Source organism: Corynebacterium segmentosum, from assembly GCF_900637825.1.
Lineage (GTDB): Bacteria > Actinomycetota > Actinomycetes > Mycobacteriales > Mycobacteriaceae > Corynebacterium > Corynebacterium accolens.
Genome location: NZ_LR134408.1, coordinates 1,932,250 through 1,948,782, shown reverse-complemented (window position 1 = coordinate 1,948,782; position 16,533 = coordinate 1,932,250). Strand labels below are relative to the sequence as shown.

Annotated in this window: 10 protein-coding genes, 2 tRNA genes and 3 rRNA genes; 11 read left to right on the top strand and 4 right to left on the bottom strand. The window is 56.1% G+C overall.

All coding sequences use genetic code 11. The features are described 5' to 3' along the window. Nucleotides 1–90: 90 nt before the first annotated feature. The 3 genes from EL217_RS09295 to EL217_RS09285 all read left to right on the top strand — a co-directional run bounded on the left by EL217_RS09295 (nucleotide 91) and on the right by EL217_RS09285 (nucleotide 594). A tRNA-Asp gene (locus EL217_RS09295) sits at nucleotides 91–164 on the top strand. 19 nt (nucleotides 165–183) lie between these two features. After that, nucleotides 184–256 (top strand) — tRNA-Phe (locus EL217_RS09290). Nucleotides 257–312: 56 nt separating this feature from the next. Further along, nucleotides 313–594 (top strand): GNAT family N-acetyltransferase, encoded by a 282-nt coding sequence (locus EL217_RS09285; RefSeq protein ID WP_167530828.1) that lies wholly within the window; start codon nucleotides 313–315, stop codon nucleotides 592–594. 49 nt (nucleotides 595–643) lie between these two features. On the opposite strand, the gene epsC is transcribed toward EL217_RS09285, so the two are convergent. Both epsC and cysK read right to left on the bottom strand, forming a co-directional pair. After that, nucleotides 644–1,207 carry a serine O-acetyltransferase EpsC gene (gene epsC / locus EL217_RS09280; protein WP_005279637.1) on the bottom strand — a complete coding sequence of 188 codons (564 nt, stop codon included), beginning with the start codon at nucleotides 1,205–1,207 and terminating at the stop codon, nucleotides 644–646. 82 nt (nucleotides 1,208–1,289) lie between these two features. Next, nucleotides 1,290–2,225, bottom strand: a complete 936-nt coding sequence (cysK, locus tag EL217_RS09275) for a cysteine synthase A (protein ID WP_005279639.1) — start codon at nucleotides 2,223–2,225, stop codon at nucleotides 1,290–1,292. 265 nt (nucleotides 2,226–2,490) lie between these two features. On the opposite strand from cysK, the gene ramA reads away from it, so the two are divergent. The 8 genes from ramA (at nucleotide 2,491) to EL217_RS09230 (ending at nucleotide 15,621) form a co-directional block, all read left to right on the top strand. After that, a complete protein-coding gene (ramA, locus tag EL217_RS09270) occupies nucleotides 2,491–3,330 on the top strand; it encodes an acetate metabolism transcriptional regulator RamA (RefSeq protein ID WP_126319730.1) in 840 nt (279 codons plus the stop codon). Between the two features lie 21 nt (nucleotides 3,331–3,351). Further along, on the top strand, nucleotides 3,352–4,620 hold the full coding sequence (gene murA / locus EL217_RS09265; RefSeq protein ID WP_005284607.1) for a UDP-N-acetylglucosamine 1-carboxyvinyltransferase: 1,269 nt from the start codon (nucleotides 3,352–3,354) through the stop codon (nucleotides 4,618–4,620). A 609-nt stretch (nucleotides 4,621–5,229) separates the two neighbouring features. After that, nucleotides 5,230–6,747: ribosomal RNA gene (locus EL217_RS09260) — 16S ribosomal RNA — on the top strand. Between the two features lie 510 nt (nucleotides 6,748–7,257). Further along, nucleotides 7,258–10,337 (top strand): 23S ribosomal RNA (locus EL217_RS09255). A gap of 155 nt (nucleotides 10,338–10,492) precedes the next feature. Continuing rightward, nucleotides 10,493–10,610 (top strand): 5S ribosomal RNA (rrf, locus tag EL217_RS09250). The 16S, 23S and 5S rRNA genes sit together here, the layout of an rRNA operon. 272 nt (nucleotides 10,611–10,882) lie before the next feature. Further along, entirely contained in the window at nucleotides 10,883–12,223 is a 1,341-nt protein-coding gene (locus tag EL217_RS09245; RefSeq protein ID WP_126319728.1) for an HNH endonuclease signature motif containing protein, read from the top strand. A gap of 125 nt (nucleotides 12,224–12,348) precedes the next feature. Then, entirely contained in the window at nucleotides 12,349–13,077 is a 729-nt protein-coding gene (locus EL217_RS09235) for an ABC transporter ATP-binding protein (RefSeq protein WP_005277682.1), read from the top strand. Continuing rightward, nucleotides 13,078–15,621 carry an ABC transporter permease gene (locus EL217_RS09230; RefSeq protein ID WP_126319726.1) on the top strand — a complete coding sequence of 848 codons (2,544 nt, stop codon included), beginning with the start codon at nucleotides 13,078–13,080 and terminating at the stop codon, nucleotides 15,619–15,621. It begins immediately after the preceding gene. Nucleotides 15,622–15,799: 178 nt separating this feature from the next. Here EL217_RS09230 and EL217_RS09225 read toward each other — a convergent pair whose 3' ends face one another. Together EL217_RS09225 and EL217_RS09220 are read right to left on the bottom strand one after the other, a co-directional pair. Beyond that, nucleotides 15,800–16,159: a fluoride efflux transporter FluC gene (locus tag EL217_RS09225; protein WP_023016958.1), complete on the bottom strand. Its 360-nt coding sequence runs from the start codon at nucleotides 16,157–16,159 to the stop codon at nucleotides 15,800–15,802. Then, nucleotides 16,156–16,458, bottom strand: a complete 303-nt coding sequence (locus tag EL217_RS09220; protein WP_023029190.1) for a fluoride efflux transporter family protein — start codon at nucleotides 16,456–16,458, stop codon at nucleotides 16,156–16,158. Before EL217_RS09220 ends, EL217_RS09225 begins: the two co-directional genes overlap by 4 nt. Between the last annotated feature and the right edge of the window lie 75 nt (nucleotides 16,459–16,533).

Genomic DNA, 16,533 nt, shown 5'->3' with positions numbered 1-16,533 from the left:
AAAACCGCCTTTGTAGTGCTGATTTGTGTTGTTTCTAGACTGCTGTGTAAAGTAACTACCCGTGCCCAAGAGGCATACAAAACTGAAAATGGCCTTGTGGCGCAGTTGGTTAGCGCGCCGCCCTGTCACGGCGGAGGTCGCGGGTTCAAGTCCCGTCAAGGTCGCGGAAACCTTCGGGTTTCTGGCCAGATAGCTCAGTCGGTAGAGCACACGCCTGAAAAGTGTGGGGTCGCCAGTTCGATCCTGGCTCTGGCCACAACTATGGTCCCTTCTTATTATCAAGGAGGGGCCATTTTTGGTTTAATGGGGGACATGGAAAAAGCAATTTCTCATCAGTCCGATTTGTCCCGTTTCGTGCTCACCGTTGATGGTGTGGAGGCAGGAATCTGCGAGTACGTAGATTCCGGTGATACCCGCGAATTTAATCACACGGTCATCGGGGATGACTTCCGCGGCCAGGGCTTATCCTCCCCGCTGATTAAGGCGGCCCTCGATGAAACCCGGGAGGCCGGCATGAAGGTCATCGCCACCTGTTCCGCAGTGGCGCACTTTATGGACAAGAACTCCGAATACCAGGATCTGCTGCGCGGTTAAGCACAGCAAAAAGCGGCCCACATAAGCCTGTGGGCCGCTTTTAGTCTATTTAGATGTAGTAGTCCGGATCCACGAGTTTGACCCGCTCATGCCTATTTGAAGGCCGGTTTTGGGCGGGGATACCCACGGCGATGTGATCGGCCGGGACGTCCTTCGTCACCACGGCATTGGCGCCGATGGCGGAACCAGCCCCGATGGTGATGGGGCCTAAGACCTTGGCGCCTGCGCCGATGGTGACGTTATCTTCCACCGTGGGGTGGCGCTTGGTCTGGGTGAGCACCTGACCGCCGAGCGTCACGCCGTGGTAGAGCATGACGCCATCGCCAATTTCCGCGGTTTCGCCGATGACAATGCCCATCCCGTGGTCGATAAAGAAGCGGCGACCGATGGTTGCACCAGGGTGGATCTCGATGCCGGTAAAGAAGCGGTTAATTTGGGCCAGGATGCGCGCAGGGCCCCGCAGGCCGCGCTTCCATAGCCAGTGGGAGACGCGGTGAGACCAGATGGCGTGCAGGCCGGAATAGACGATCGCGTTCTCAACGTCGCCGCGGGCAGCTGGGTCATGGTCGCGGGCATTGGCTAAATCTTCGCGGATATATTTAATAATGCTCATGCGGACTATAGTACTGGTCACAAAAAGGCACCCGCCAAGCTTGACGGGTGCCTTTTATTCATGGACTAGGTTGCGGGGCTAATTATGCCTCGCGAATGTCCTCAAAAAGAACGGTGGAAACGTAGCGCTCACCAAAGTCTGGCAGGACAACGACGATGGTCTTGCCCTCGAACTCGGGGCGCTCAGCCAGCTTCAGTGCGGCGGAGAGGTTTGCGCCGGCGGAAATACCAACCAGCAAGCCCTCTTCGGTAGCTAGGGCGCGGGAGAGCTTGATGGACTCCTCGAGGGAGGCGGTCAGTACCTCATCCAGCTGCTCGCGGTTGAGCACGTCCGGCACGAAGTTGGCACCCAGGCCCTGGATCTTGTGCGGGCCTGCCTGGCCTTCAGACAGGACAGGGGAGTCAGCCGGTTCAACGGCGGCGAGGTAGACGTCTGGGTTCTTGGACTTCAGGTAGCGGCCTGCACCGGTGATGGTGCCGCCGGTGCCGACGCCAGCGACGAAGGCATCGACATTGCCCTCGGCGTCTTCCCAGATCTCCGGGCCGGTGGTGGACTCGTGGATCTTGGGGTTGGCCTCGTTAGCGAACTGGGAAGCCAGGATGGCGTTGCCGCGCTCGGCGACGATCTCGTTGGCCTTGTCAACCGCACCCTGCATGCCGGCAGCGCCCGGGGTCAGGATGATTTCTGCACCGTATGCGCGCAGCAGCACCTTGCGCTCGTTGGACATGGTCTCTGGCATGGTGAGGACCACGTCATAGCCCAAGGTCGCACCAGCCAGTGCCAGGGCAATGCCGGTGTTACCGGAGGTAGCTTCAACGATGGTGCCGCCCGGCTTCAGGTCGCCGGACTCTTCTGCGGCCTTGATGATGGCCAGACCGATGCGGTCCTTGACGGAGTTGCCAGGGTTAAAGGACTCTACCTTGGCCAGCACGGTGGCGCCCTTGCCCTCTGCTAGCCGGTTGATGCGGATGAGCGGGGTACCGCCGATGGTCTCCAGGACATTGTTATAAATAGCCATTTATTAAGACTCCTTTGGGAATCAGATTCGCGGTCAAATCAGGTACAAGCGTAAGGATACACTACTTAAGTAGACAGAGTGGTATATTTATTGCAGACAGCCTATTCGGACATGGAATGTGGGATTCACCGCTGGGGAAACAAAGAGGCGATTTCGAATTACCCCCACTTGCTGTCTATAATTCCACGTAGTTACCCGCTGGTCCCCAAGTTTTCGGGGATATCGGGTGCACCTGCTTGGTTACCCCCGACGAGGAAAGAGTCTCATGGAGTCGCATCGCCTCAAAGATGATGAAGAATCCGTACGCGCGGCACTGTCGTCCCTCAAAACCGCCACCGGAATCCCAGTGACGATGTACGCGACATTATTGGCGGATAACCGCCTGCAAATTACCCAGTGGGTGGGCCTGCGTACGCCGGCGCTGCAGAATCTGCTTATCGATGCCGGCGTGGGCGTCGGCGGGCGCGTGATTACCACCCGCCGCGCGGTGGGCGTATCGGACTACACGCGGGCTACCACCATTTCCCACGAGAACGACAGCGTCATTCAAGACGAAGGCCTGCACTCGATCGTGGCCGTGCCCGTTACTGTGCAGCGTGAAATCCGCGGAGTGCTCTACGTTGGCGTGCACTCCCCGGTGCGCTTGGGCGATAAGGTCATCGAGGAAGTAACGATGACGGCCCGGACCCTGGAGCAAGACCTTGCGGTCAATTCCGCGATGCGCCGCGCCGATGGCGGAAAGGGAGGCGCTTCCCGCGGTCACGCCATGAACGGTGCGGAATGGGAACAGGTTCGTTCCACCCACTCCAAGCTGTGCATGCTAGCCAACCGCGTCGAGGACGAGGATTTGCGCAAGGAACTTGAGGCACTGTGCGATCAGATGGTTTCTCCCGTGCGCGTGAAGCAATCGACCAAGCTGTCCGCCCGCGAGCTCGATGTCCTTTCCTGCGTGGCGCTCGGCCACACCAACGTCGAAGCGGCAGAAGAAATGGGAATTGGCGCCGAAACCGTGAAATCCTACTTGCGCTCCGTGATGCGCAAGTTGGGGGCGCATACTCGCTACGAAGCCGTCAATGCTGCCCGCCGGATCGGCGCGTTGCCCTGATAACCGGTAGCGTAGAAACCTGTGAAAGATCAGTTTATTGTTTCCGGCGGTGCCCGCCTTGCAGGCACCGTCAAAGTAGATGGCGCGAAAAACAGCGTCCTTAAGCTCATGGCCGCCGCATTGCTGGCGGAGGGGACGACGACGCTGACCAATTGCCCAGAGATTCTGGACGTACCTTTGATGAAGAAGGTGCTCGAAGGCTTGGGCTGCGAGGTGACAATCGATGGCAGCACCGTCCGCATCACCACCCCCGCCAAGCCGCAATCCAACGCGGACTTTGATGCGGTCCGCCAATTCAGGGCATCGGTATGCGTCCTAGGCCCACTGACCTCGCGCTGCGGGCATGCCAAGGTAGCGCTGCCCGGCGGTGACGCCATTGGCTCCCGCCCGCTCGATATGCACCAGACCGGCTTGGAAAAGCTCGGCGCTACCACGCGCATTGAACACGGCGCCGTGGTGGCTGAGGCCTCCGAGCTTCGCGGCTCCACCATCCGCTTGGACTTTCCTTCCGTTGGTGCGACGGAAAACATCTTGACCGCCGCAGTCTTGGCCGAAGGCACCACCGTTCTCCACAATGCCGCCCGCGAGCCGGAGATCGTGGACCTGTGCGAGATGTTGAAATCCATGGGTGCCAATATCGAGGGCGAGGGCACCTCTGAGGTCACCATCCACGGAGTCGAGCGGCTCAATCCCACGGAGCACGAGGTCATCGGTGACCGCATCGTGGCCGGCACTTGGGCTTATGCCGCCGCCATGACGCAAGGCGATATCACCGTCGGCGGCATTGCCCCACGCCACCTGCACCTTCCCCTGGAGAAGCTGAAGTCCGCCGGTGCGGATATTGAAACCTATGAAAACGGTTTCCGCGTGCGCATGGAAAAGCGCCCCACCGCAGTGGATTACCAGACGTTGCCTTTCCCAGGCTTTCCGACGGACCTCCAACCCATGGCCATCGGCATTTCCGCCATCGCCGAAGGAACCACCGTGATCACGGAAAACGTCTTTGAATCCCGGTTCCGCTTCGTTGACGAGATGCTGCGCCTGGGCGCCGATGCCCAAGTAGACGGCCACCACGTGGTCGTGCGCGGTAAGGACCATCTTTCTTCTACGCACGTGTGGAGCTCCGATATTCGCGCCGGAGCCGGCCTGGTCCTCTCCGCTCTGTGCGCAGACGAAGCCACGACCGTTCACGATGTCTTCCATATTGACCGCGGTTATCCCCACTTTGTGGAGAACCTTTCGCGGCTTGGAGCCACCATCGAAAGGACGCAGGAAGAAGAAATCTTCTAATTAACCTCACCCCAGTACACATTTTCACGGTGTGTGCTGGGGATTTGTGTGTTTTTCGGGGTTGGGTGTAACTTTATCGAAGTCGCCGAGAGGTAGCCGGTTGGTTACTTGTTTGTGACTTTGTGTACTGACTTGGCTCGAGGATTTGACTTGGTTCAGGTTGTTGGGTAAGTTAGTGCGAGCCGCCGCTGAGAGGTTAACGTTTGGTTAATTTTCTTGTGGTGTGTGGATGTTGTTTGAGAACTCAATAGTGTGCCAATGTACTTATTTTTATTTTTGTGTGCATGGTTGTGTGTTGATTGGTCTGTTGGCCGGCGAACCTAATGGTGGTTTGTTGGTTGGTGTGTGCCGGTAAGGTGTTGGAATACGCATCTTTTTGAATACTGTTTAGTGTTTCGGCTGCATTGATGGATTGGTTGGCATGTGATTGTGTTCAACTTTTTTGTCTCCCTTTTTTGTGCCCCGTCGGGTTGGGGGAGGCAGTTTATTTTTTCTTTGTAGTAATTTTTGGACGCCAGCATGGGCCTGCTTTTGTGGGTTTGTGGTGGTTTGTTCTTTTGGTTAGGTTTGGGCTTTTCACGGCCTTTTCAGTGTTGTGCTGAAATTCTTTTTGTGGAGAGTTTGATCCTGGCTCAGGACGAACGCTGGCGGCGTGCTTAACACATGCAAGTCGAACGGAAAGGCCCTGCTTGCAGGGTACTCGAGTGGCGAACGGGTGAGTAACACGTGGGTGATCTGCCCTGCACTTCGGGATAAGCTTGGGAAACTGGGTCTAATACCGGATAGGAGCCATCTTTAGTGTGGTGGTTGGAAAGTTTTTTCGGTGTAGGATGAGCTCGCGGCCTATCAGCTTGTTGGTGGGGTAATGGCCTACCAAGGCGGCGACGGGTAGCCGGCCTGAGAGGGTGTACGGCCACATTGGGACTGAGATACGGCCCAGACTCCTACGGGAGGCAGCAGTGGGGAATATTGCACAATGGGCGCAAGCCTGATGCAGCGACGCCGCGTGGGGGATGAAGGCCTTCGGGTTGTAAACTCCTTTCGCTAGGGACGAAGCTTTTTGTGACGGTACCTAGATAAGAAGCACCGGCTAACTACGTGCCAGCAGCCGCGGTAATACGTAGGGTGCGAGCGTTGTCCGGAATTACTGGGCGTAAAGGGCTCGTAGGTGGTTTGTCGCGTCGTCTGTGAAATTCTGGGGCTTAACTCCGGGCGTGCAGGCGATACGGGCATAACTTGAGTGCTGTAGGGGTAACTGGAATTCCTGGTGTAGCGGTGAAATGCGCAGATATCAGGAGGAACACCGATGGCGAAGGCAGGTTACTGGGCAGTTACTGACGCTGAGGAGCGAAAGCATGGGTAGCGAACAGGATTAGATACCCTGGTAGTCCATGCCGTAAACGGTGGGCGCTAGGTGTGAGGGTCTTTCTACGACTTTCGTGCCGTAGCTAACGCATTAAGCGCCCCGCCTGGGGAGTACGGCCGCAAGGCTAAAACTCAAAGGAATTGACGGGGGCCCGCACAAGCGGCGGAGCATGTGGATTAATTCGATGCAACGCGAAGAACCTTACCTGGGCTTGACATACACCAGATTGGGCTAGAGATAGTTCGTCCCTTTGTGGTTGGTGTACAGGTGGTGCATGGTTGTCGTCAGCTCGTGTCGTGAGATGTTGGGTTAAGTCCCGCAACGAGCGCAACCCTTGTCTTATGTTGCCAGCATTTGGTTGGGGACTCATGAGAGACTGCCGGGGTTAACTCGGAGGAAGGTGGGGATGACGTCAAATCATCATGCCCCTTATGTCCAGGGCTTCACACATGCTACAATGGTCGGTACAACGCGCTGCGACACTGTGAGGTGGAGCGAATCGCTGAAAGCCGGCCTTAGTTCGGATTGGGGTCTGCAACTCGACCCCATGAAGTCGGAGTCGCTAGTAATCGCAGATCAGCAATGCTGCGGTGAATACGTTCCCGGGCCTTGTACACACCGCCCGTCACGTCATGAAAGTTGGTAACACCCGAAGCCGGTGGCCTAAACGTGTTAGGGAGCCGTCGAAGGTGGGATCGGCGATTGGGACGAAGTCGTAACAAGGTACCCGTACCGGAAGGTGCGGGTGGATCACCTCCTTTCTAAGGAGCTTTTACTAGGCTGCAGTTGCAGCCATGACCCACAGTTGTGGGTTGTCCACTGTTGTTTGATGGTGGGTTGGTGGTTGAGTGGGCGAGTGTTCTGCTGCCACCGAATTTGGAAATTCCGGGTAGGACATACACCTTAATCAGCAGGGTCTAAGTGTTGAGACAGTGCTTTGTGACATGCGTAAAAGTGTCCATGCAGGCAAAAATGAGTGTTGATTGTACGTTGGTGCATTGTTGGGTGTCTGGGGCATTATCCCCCTTTTTTGTGTGCCTGACTGGTTGATGGATGCCATTCATTGTGGTGGTGTTTGTTGCTGGTTTGGGGTGTTGTGTGAGAACTGTATAGTGGACGCGAGCATCTCACATGATGCCATCTGCTTGTGTGTGGGTGGTGTTGTGTGTGTGATGTGATTTTTCTTTTTGTTTATTTTGTCAAGTTCACTTGTTGCTGCCACATGCTGGCTGCATGGCTTCGTGTTGTGTGGTTTGTGTGTGGTGGTTGGTGTGTTCGTTATTTAGGGCGCATGGTGGATGCCTTGGCATGCTGAGCCGATGAAGGACGTGTAAGGCTGCGTTAAGCCTCGGGGAGTTGTCAATAAAGCGTTGATCCGAGGATGTCCGAATGGGGAAACCTGGCCCTGGTTATGTGGGGTTACCCTTCAGTGAATTCATAGCTGTTGTGGGGGTTACGCGGGGAAGTGAAACATCTCAGTACCCGTAGGAGGAGAAAATAATAATGATTCTGCTAGTAGTGGCGAACGAACGTGGATGAGGCTAAACCGTGTGCATGTGATACCTGGTAGGGGTTGTGTGTGCGGTGTTGTGGGGCCTGATTTTGTGTCATCTACCAGTGGCACGCCCTTTTTGCATTGTTGTTAGGTGAAGTGGTTTGGAATGGCCTACCGGAGTAGGTGAGAGTCCTGTAGCTGAAGATGATGATGTGGGGGTTGTTGGGTTCCCGAGTAGCAACGGGCTCGTGGAATCTGTTGTGAATCTGCCGGGACCACCCGGTAAGCCTAAATACTCAGTGTGACCGATAGTGGATAGTACCGTGAGGGAATGGTGAAAAGTACCCCGGGAGGGGAGTGAAATAGTTCCTGAAACCATGTGCTTACAATCCGTCAGAGCACTTTTTATAGTGTGATGGCGTGCCTTTTGAAGAATGAGCCTGCGAGTCAGCGGCATGTCGCGAGGTTAACCCGTGTGGGGTAGCCGTAGGGAAACCGAATCCTAATGGGGTGATAAGTGGCATGTCCTGGACCCGAAGCGGGGTGATCTACCCATGGCCAGTGTGAAGCAGCTGTAAGAGGTTGTGGAGGCGCGAACCCACGTAGGTTGAAAACTGCGGGGATGAGCTGTGGGTAGGGGTGAAAGGCCAATCAAACTCCGTGATAGCTGGTTCTCCCCGAAATGCATTTAGGTGCAGCGTCGTATTAGCTTGGTGGAGGTAGAGCGACTGGTTGGTTGAGCGGGACTACAATCTTAGCAATGTCAGCCAAACTCCGAATGCCATCAATTGTGTTGTGCGGCAGTGAGACTGTGGGGGATAAGCTTCATAGTCGAGAGGGAAACAGCCCAGATCGCCGGTTAAGGCCCCTAAGGGTGTACTAAGTGGAAAAGGATGTGGGATCGCGAAGACAGCCAGGAGGTTGGCTTAGAAGCAGCCATCCTTGAAAGAGTGCGTAATAGCTCACTGGTCGAGTGGTTCTGCGCCGACAATGTAGTGGGGCTCAAGTACACCGCCGAAGCCGCGGCAAGCAACATTTTTTTGTTGTTTGGGTAGGGGAGCGTCGTGCATGGGTGGAAGCGTTACCGTGAGGAGGCGTGGACTGTGTGCGAGTGAGAATGCAGGCATGAGTAACGAATTGTAAGGTGAGAATCCTTACCGCCGGATGACTAAGGGTTCCTGGGTCAAGTTCGTCTTCCCAGGGTGAGTCGGGACCTAAGGCGAGGCCGACAGGCGTAGTCGATGGATAACCAGTTGATATTCTGGTACCCGTACATGTGCGCCCATGATAAAGCACGGATACTAACCACTGCGGATACGCTACCTTTTCACTTTTTTGAGTGTTGGTGGTGTTGATGTCGTGGGGCCTGATGTGTGGTTCAAGTGATGGGGTGACGCAGTGAGGTAGCCGCGCCACTTAGTGGATTGGTGGTGTAAGCGTGTAGGCCGTGTGGTAGGTAAATCCGCCACACTTTGTGGTTGAGGCGTGATGCGTAGACCCAAAAGGGTTGATGGTGGTGATCCTGTACTGTCGAGAAAAGCCTCTAGCGAGTGTGTGTATGGCCCGTACCCTAAACCGACACAGGTGGTCAGGTTGAAGATACTAAGGCGTTCGGGTGAACTGTGGTTAAGGAATTCGGCAAAATGCCCCCGTAACTTCGGGAGAAGGGGGGCCCTGTGACGTGAAGACCCTGTGCGGTTGGAGTGTTGTGGGGTCGCAGAGAATAGAGGGAAGCGACTGTTTATCAAAAACACAGGTCCATGCGAAGACGTTAAGTTGATGTATATGGACTGACGCCTGCCCGGTGCTGGAAGGTTAAGAGGACCGGTTAGTTAACGTTTGTTAGCGAAGCTGAGAATTTAAGCCCCAGTAAACGGCGGTGGTAACTATAACCATCCTAAGGTAGCGAAATTCCTTGTCGGGTAAGTTCCGACCTGCACGAATGGCGTAACGACTTCTCTGCTGTCTCGACCACAGGCCCGGTGAAATTGCATTACGAGTAAAGATGCTCGTTACGCGCGGCAGGACGAAAAGACCCCGGGACCTTCACTATAGCTTGGTATTGGTGTTTGGTTCGGTTTGTGTAGGATAGGTGGGAGACGTTGAGGCTATCACGCTAGTGGTGGTGGAGTCGTTGTTGAAATACCACTCTGATCGGATTGAGCATCTAACCTTGGCCCATGATCTGGGTTGGGGACAGTGCCTGGTGGGTAGTTTAACTGGGGCGGTTGCCTCCCAAAATGTAACGGAGGCGCCCAAAGGTTCCCTCAGCCTGGTTGGCAATCAGGTGGTGAGTGTAAGTGCACAAGGGAGCTTGACTGTGAGACAGACATGTCGAGCAGGGACGAAAGTCGGGACTAGTGATCCGGCACCTACTTGTGGATGTGGTGTCGCTCAACGGATAAAAGGTACCCCGGGGATAACAGGCTGATCTTCCCCAAGAGTCCATATCGACGGGATGGTTTGGCACCTCGATGTCGGCTCGTCGCATCCTGGGGCTGGAGTAGGTCCCAAGGGTTGGGCTGTTCGCCCATTAAAGCGGCACGCGAGCTGGGTTCAGAACGTCGTGAGACAGTTCGGTCTCTATCCGCCGCGCGCGTTGAAACTTGAAGAAGGCTGTCCCTAGTACGAGAGGACCGGGACGGACGTACCTCTAGTGTGCCAGTTATCCCGCCAGGGGTATCGCTGGTTGGCTACGTACGGAAGGGATAACCGCTGAAAGCATCTAAGCGGGAAGCCTGTTTTAAGATGAGGTTTCTTTTGAGGTCCCCTAAAGACTATGGGGTAGATAGGCCAGACTTGGAAGCACTGTAAGGTGTGAAGGCTACTGGTACTAATTGACCAAAACAAACACACCACAACAACCCCCGAACACCACGTGTGGGGATGATTGTTGGGTGGACTTGTGAAGCGAGTAAACAAACAAAAATACACATTATCGTGTGTGTCGCGTCCACTATGCAGTATCTGACACAACACCCACACACAGTGGGTAGTGTTCTGATAGGTTTGTCGGTGGTTCATAGCTACAGGGAAACGCCCGGTCCCATTCCGAACCCGGAAGCTAAGCCTGTACGCGCTGATGGTACTGCAACCGGGAGGTTGTGGGAGAGTAAGTCACCGCCGACACCAAACAACAAAACAACAACATAGTGATTTTGGTAGTCCCCGAAAGACCACCACCCCAAATAATTGTGGGTGGTTGGTGTTTCGGGGACTACTTGGTGTTTTACCCCCCGCATGCATTTGCGACGTGTACTCCGTCGAGCTGGGGGAATGCGTGGCGGGTGTCGTGGTTTTACCCCCTAGTGTCAGGTGTGGTGGGTAGGGTGAATCCGTGTTAGACGAAAACACATTCGACACTTTTGAGGGTGTAGTACACCCCGGGGGATACGGTTACGATGACAAGTAGCACACCACCAGCTACCACCAGGCACGAGCTAGTAGGCGACACCACGCCGGGGAATACCCGTAAAGCCGGCGAGCCACTGGACTACGACACCAACACTGATCCTGATACCAACACTGATCCTGATTACGACTCTGATGGTGAGGCTGAGGGGGAGGTACCGGTAGTCTTTTACGCCACCAACACCCCAGACAATCCTATTGCTGCAGCTGGAGCACACGCCCGGAAAAACTCCTGGTTTTTCTACCAATCACTCCTTCCAGACCTCGACGACGATGTGGATTTAACGTTGACCAGCTTGGCTAAAGACCTAGGCCTAACCCACAGCACCCTGTCGGGGATTATCAGGGCACACTTCCGCATGCAAGAACTACCGCTAGTGGCAGCCACGAATTCTGAGCAGTGGATCCTGGATACACCACGCCTGAGGGTTATCGATAGGGAAATAGAACGTATAGGCGACAACCACGACCACATAGGCCTCGTGGATGCCGCCCTGGCAGATTTTCTCACCCCGACAGCACCGTGCCAGCATGTGCCCACGGTGGCGGATATCCGCCGGTTTATCCGCGACTTCATCGACACTCACCACCTGGCAGACGATGACACAGACGAGGTCGAGCCCACCCTGAATCTGTCAGTGCATAACAACCGCGCCACCATGAGCCTGACGTGTGATAAAGCTACGGCTGCTATTATCGCCCGCCACATCGATTCCCAAGCAGAACACAACCAGTGCGGTGCCGGTGAGGCGCTTATCCAACTCATCCTGGATAACACGTATACCAAAGTTGCGATCAATACCTTCACCACCGCAGCCGCCACTAACCCCGACCATAATGACGGTTCCGGAGCCGCCGGGAGTGCAGATACAAAGGTCTACTTCCCGGGCTACGGCTGGTCCCGCATTACCAACCTAGAAAACATCGACACCTTCACCCGACACTTAAAACCAAAAGAAACCGAAAGCTACCAGCCCACCAGCCACATCCGCGCCTACACACAAGGAAGAGACCTCACCTGCCGCTGGCCCGGATGCACCATGCCAGCACACAAATGCCAACTCGACCACCGCATCGAATACCACAACGGCGGACCCACCAGCCCCGACAACCTCGTCACCCTGTGCCAACACCACCACAACATCAAAACCGACAAACGCGTCCACTACATCATGGACCCGGTCACCGACACCATCGCCTGGCTACACACCGACGGCACCTACCACATAGACCACCCGAAAGGACCACTAGCCACCACAAACACACACTGGCACTACACCTGGACACAATTCCTCAACCACAAAAGAAACAAATACAACAACAAAAAATAAAACCCCACCAACCCAAAACCACCACACCAGTGCCCCCAAATCAGCCCATGGGATGATGGGACACTGCGACCAGGCGGGTTACTATGTAGAAAGGTAATTTCCCATTTACAAGGAGAACACGCTTTATGACTGATGCCGCGGCACGCGCCGTTGAATTGTTTAAGCAATACGGAAGCGATGACACGGCCGTTATCGCCCTTGATCACGTTTCCATTGAGTTTGGAAAGAACCAATTCACGGCCATTATGGGCCCTTCGGGCTCGGGCAAGTCCACGTTGATGCACACGATGGCAGGGTTGGACTCTGCTACCTCTGGCTCGGCGTTTATCGGAGATACCGATATGTCCCACCTCAATGACAAGGAAATTACGGCGCTGCGCCGAGACCGTCTGGGATTCATCTTCCAGTCCTTCAACTTGGTTCCCACCTTGACGGCTGCGGAAAACATCACGCTGCCGACCGATATTGCGGGCAAGGACGTCGATAAGCAGTGGTTCGAAGAAGTCACACGTCGCCTGGGGCTGGCGGAGCGCTTGGAGCACCGTCCGGCGGAGCTGTCTGGTGGTCAGCAGCAGCGTGTGGCCTGTGCTCGCGCCTTAGTGTCGCGGCCGGAGATTATTTTTGGCGATGAGCCTACGGGTAACTTGGATTCCAATTCTTCGGCCGAGGTATTGGATATTCTGCGCACTGCGGTGGACCAGGATAACCAGACTGTGGTCATTGTGACGCACGATGCTAAGGCGGCGTCGTACGCCGATCGTGTTGTTTTCCTTGCTGATGGCAAGCTCGTTAATGAACTGCAGGATCCAACGATGGAGGCCATTCACAATGTAATGGCAGAGATTGAGGGTTAAATGGCACGCGGAAACGCAATGCGCAGGGTATCCGTGCGCAATATTTTGGCGCATAAATTGCGCCTTGGCCTGACAATTCTGGCGGTGGTTTTGGGCACCGCCTTTATTGCTGGCTCTTTCATGTTCACTAACTCATTGAAGGCCACTTTTGATTCTGCGGTGGATAACCAATTCCGCGGGGTAGACGCGGTGGTCAGTGAGAACGATGACAGCGACCAGAAGCTGGATGAAGGGCTGCGCAAGCAGCTGCTTGATGATGACGACGTTAAAAACATCAACGTCGCTGACTCGCAGACTGTGGTTGTTGCCGATGAAAACTCGGAGGCCTTCCAAACCCAAAGCGGTACTGCGAGCCTCGTGCCGTACTATTCCGCGGATAAAACCGTCGGTGGCGCGAGCGAACTCACGGAAGGCGATGAGCCAAAGGCCAAAGATGAGGTAACGATCAATTCGTCCGCTGCGGAGAAATACGATATCTCCGTTGGTCAGAAGCTTTTGGTGGTTCATCCGGATAGCCAGGATGAGGTTAAGGTTACGGGCATCGTGGAGCCGCCGGTGGAGCAGGGCGATAGCATCGAACTGCGCATGGACGAGTCGGATTACCTAGAACGCTTTGGTGATCCCTCCCAGCTGAAGGTCTCTGCCGCCGATGGTGTGGATGCGAATGCGCTTGTCGATGACCTCAATGACAAATTCGACATCAAAGCCGAGTCAGGTGAGCGCCTTGCAGAGCAGACCAGTGAGGCAATGACCGAGGCATTGAAGTTCGTGAACTACTTCCTCGTTGCCTTTGGTCTGATCGCCTTGTTGGTGGGCACCTTTATTATTGCCAATACGTTCTCCATGATCGTGGCCCAGCGCATCAAGGAGTTCGCGCTCTTGCGTGCTTTGGGCGCGTCGCGCCGCCAGATCACCAATTCCGTTGTGGTGGAATCCGTCATCGTGGGCGTTCTGGGATCCATCGTCGGTGTCGTTGCCGGCGTGGGATTGGTCGCCGTGATCAAGGCGGTTATGGGCGCCAACGGTATGGACATTGGCGGTGGCCTGGGCCTGAGCGTTTCCGCCGTGGTAGTTCCGATCATTTTGGGCACGATTGTCACTGTGGTCTCCGCATGGGCTCCGGCGCGGCGCGCGGGTGCCGTGGAGCCGGTTGAAGCGATGCGCACGACGGAGTCGGCCTCCGGTTCTTCGCTGAAGGTCCGCACGATTTTCGGTGCGATCCTCATGATTGGCGGCATTATTGCGGCGTTTGCGGGCGTGCTTAGCGATGCCGAAACGAACGTCCGCGCCATCCTCGTCGGCCTCGGCGCCGTCGGGGTGATTATCGGCTTCTTCTTGGCAGGACCGGCGCTCTCTTTGCCGCTGGTGCCAACGCTGGGTAAGGCAATTGGGGCGCCTTTCGGGTCCATCGGCAAACTGGCCGCTACCAACTCGCGGCGTAACCCGCGCCGCACTGCCGCCACGGCCTTTGCCCTGACCTTGGGCGTGGCATTGGTCACGAGCATCGGCATGCTGGGCCAGACAATGAAGGCCTCCATCTCGGATACGGTGGACCAAACTATTACGTCGGACTACATCTTGTCCGGTCCAAGCTCCGGAAGCTTCCCGACGCCGAAGGAAACCGGCGAGCGTGCCGCAGAGGCAGACGGTGTGGATAAGGTCATTACCGTTGGCTCGGCACCGGTTGCCGTGGACGGTCAGGCCTCCTTGGACTTTGGCACTGGCGGTTTGTTTACCGTGACGGTGGATGCTGACCCCACCTCGATGCTGGCGATGAACATGGTAGAAGGCGATGCCAATATTGAAGGCGGCTTTGCCGCCACGGAAGACTTCGCCAAAGAAAATGGCTGGAAGGTAGGGGAGACCTACGAGGTCACCGGCAGCAAGCCGGGCAAGACTGCGGAAGCCAAACTGGTCGGCACCTTTGAGCCCATCGAGACCATTCAAAATATGGTGGTTTCGCAGGACGTGGCAGAAGAAGTCGCCGCTGACGGAGAATTCTCTGTGCAGATGGTGGGCGTATTAGGTAAAGAAGGCTACGACAAGGAAGAGCTACGCCAGAACCTCGAGGATGCCGTCAAGGATCTCGTGGTGGTGCAGGTCAACACCGGTAAGGAATATGCGGGTCAGGCCGCTGGCTTCATCGACCAGATGCTGGCCATTCTCTACGGTCTTCTCGCACTCGCCGTGATCATTGCCGTGCTGGGCATTGTCAATACCTTGACCTTGGGTGTTATCGAGCGCCGCCAGGAGATTGGCATGTTGCGTGCGGTGGGTACGCAGCGCCGCCAAATCCGCCGGATGATCACGCTGGAGTCGGTGCAGATTTCGCTCTTTGGCGCAATCATGGGCATCCTCATCGGCCTCGGCTTGGGCTGGTCCTTCATCGAGATCCTGAATGACCAAGGCCTTGGCGGTGCCGAGGTTCCGTGGGGCATGCTGGTGATCATGCTGCTGGGATCCGCGGTTGTGGGCGTCATCGCAGCGGTATGGCCATCGCAACGCGCGGCAAAGACGCCGCCGCTGGAGGCGATTGCGGATTAAGGCTTAGGCATCTAGGCCTTGACTGATATTAAGAAGTTTCAGCTCGTCGTCGTAGCACAGGAACCATGGGTGCGCTTCGGGCTGGAACTTCTTTGCCGCCGGATCCAAGTACAGGAAGAAGTGCACGCAGAGAAGTCGTAGGGGCACTGTAGCTAGGGGCGAGTTGGGAATTGCGTACCTAAATCCCGTGATAGATAAGCCCGGCCCACATCACCCCGCGCCATGCTAGGACCACTCCGATCCCGATGGTCCAAAATAGGTACTTACACAGCGGCCACCAGTGCCGCTGCTTGACCATTTCCCCTAGCTCTTTCGCCATGGTGGACCAGGTGGATAGGCCACCGGCGAGGCCGAGGGCGAAGAGGGGATGGGCGAAGGGGGCATCGGCAAGCTGCGCAAAGCCCACCGCCAGGCCGAAGACCAAGGAACCCAGGATATTGGATGCGAAGGTGCAATACGGCGAGGGCAGCAGGCGGGTAAAGCCGTAGCGCGCCGCGCCGCCGAAAAAGCCGCCGATAAGGACGAAGAGCAGGTTCATCGCAGCTTATCCCCAGCGAGGTAGGCGGCGGTGCAGCCCACGAGCGTGGCCGCGACATAGGCCAGGGCGATGCTCCAGTGGGAGTCCGCGGTGAAGAAAGCAAAACCGGCGAAACTGGTAAAACCGCCCAAGAATCCGGTGCCCCAGAAGGGCCCTGGGCGGGTATATCCCATCAGCGCGCTGCCGACGATATTAAGGATGAGGAGCGGGAGCATTCCGTCGCCGAGAGCGATGGTTAAGAGATAGCGGGCGCCGGCACCGAGCGCGGCACCGGAACCGATGATGAGGGAGTGCGGCATGGGCTACATCATAGTGGGCGAAGTCTCAGGAAAAGCACAGGGCAATGTATCTGAAAAGGGGAGGTTAAACGCTAA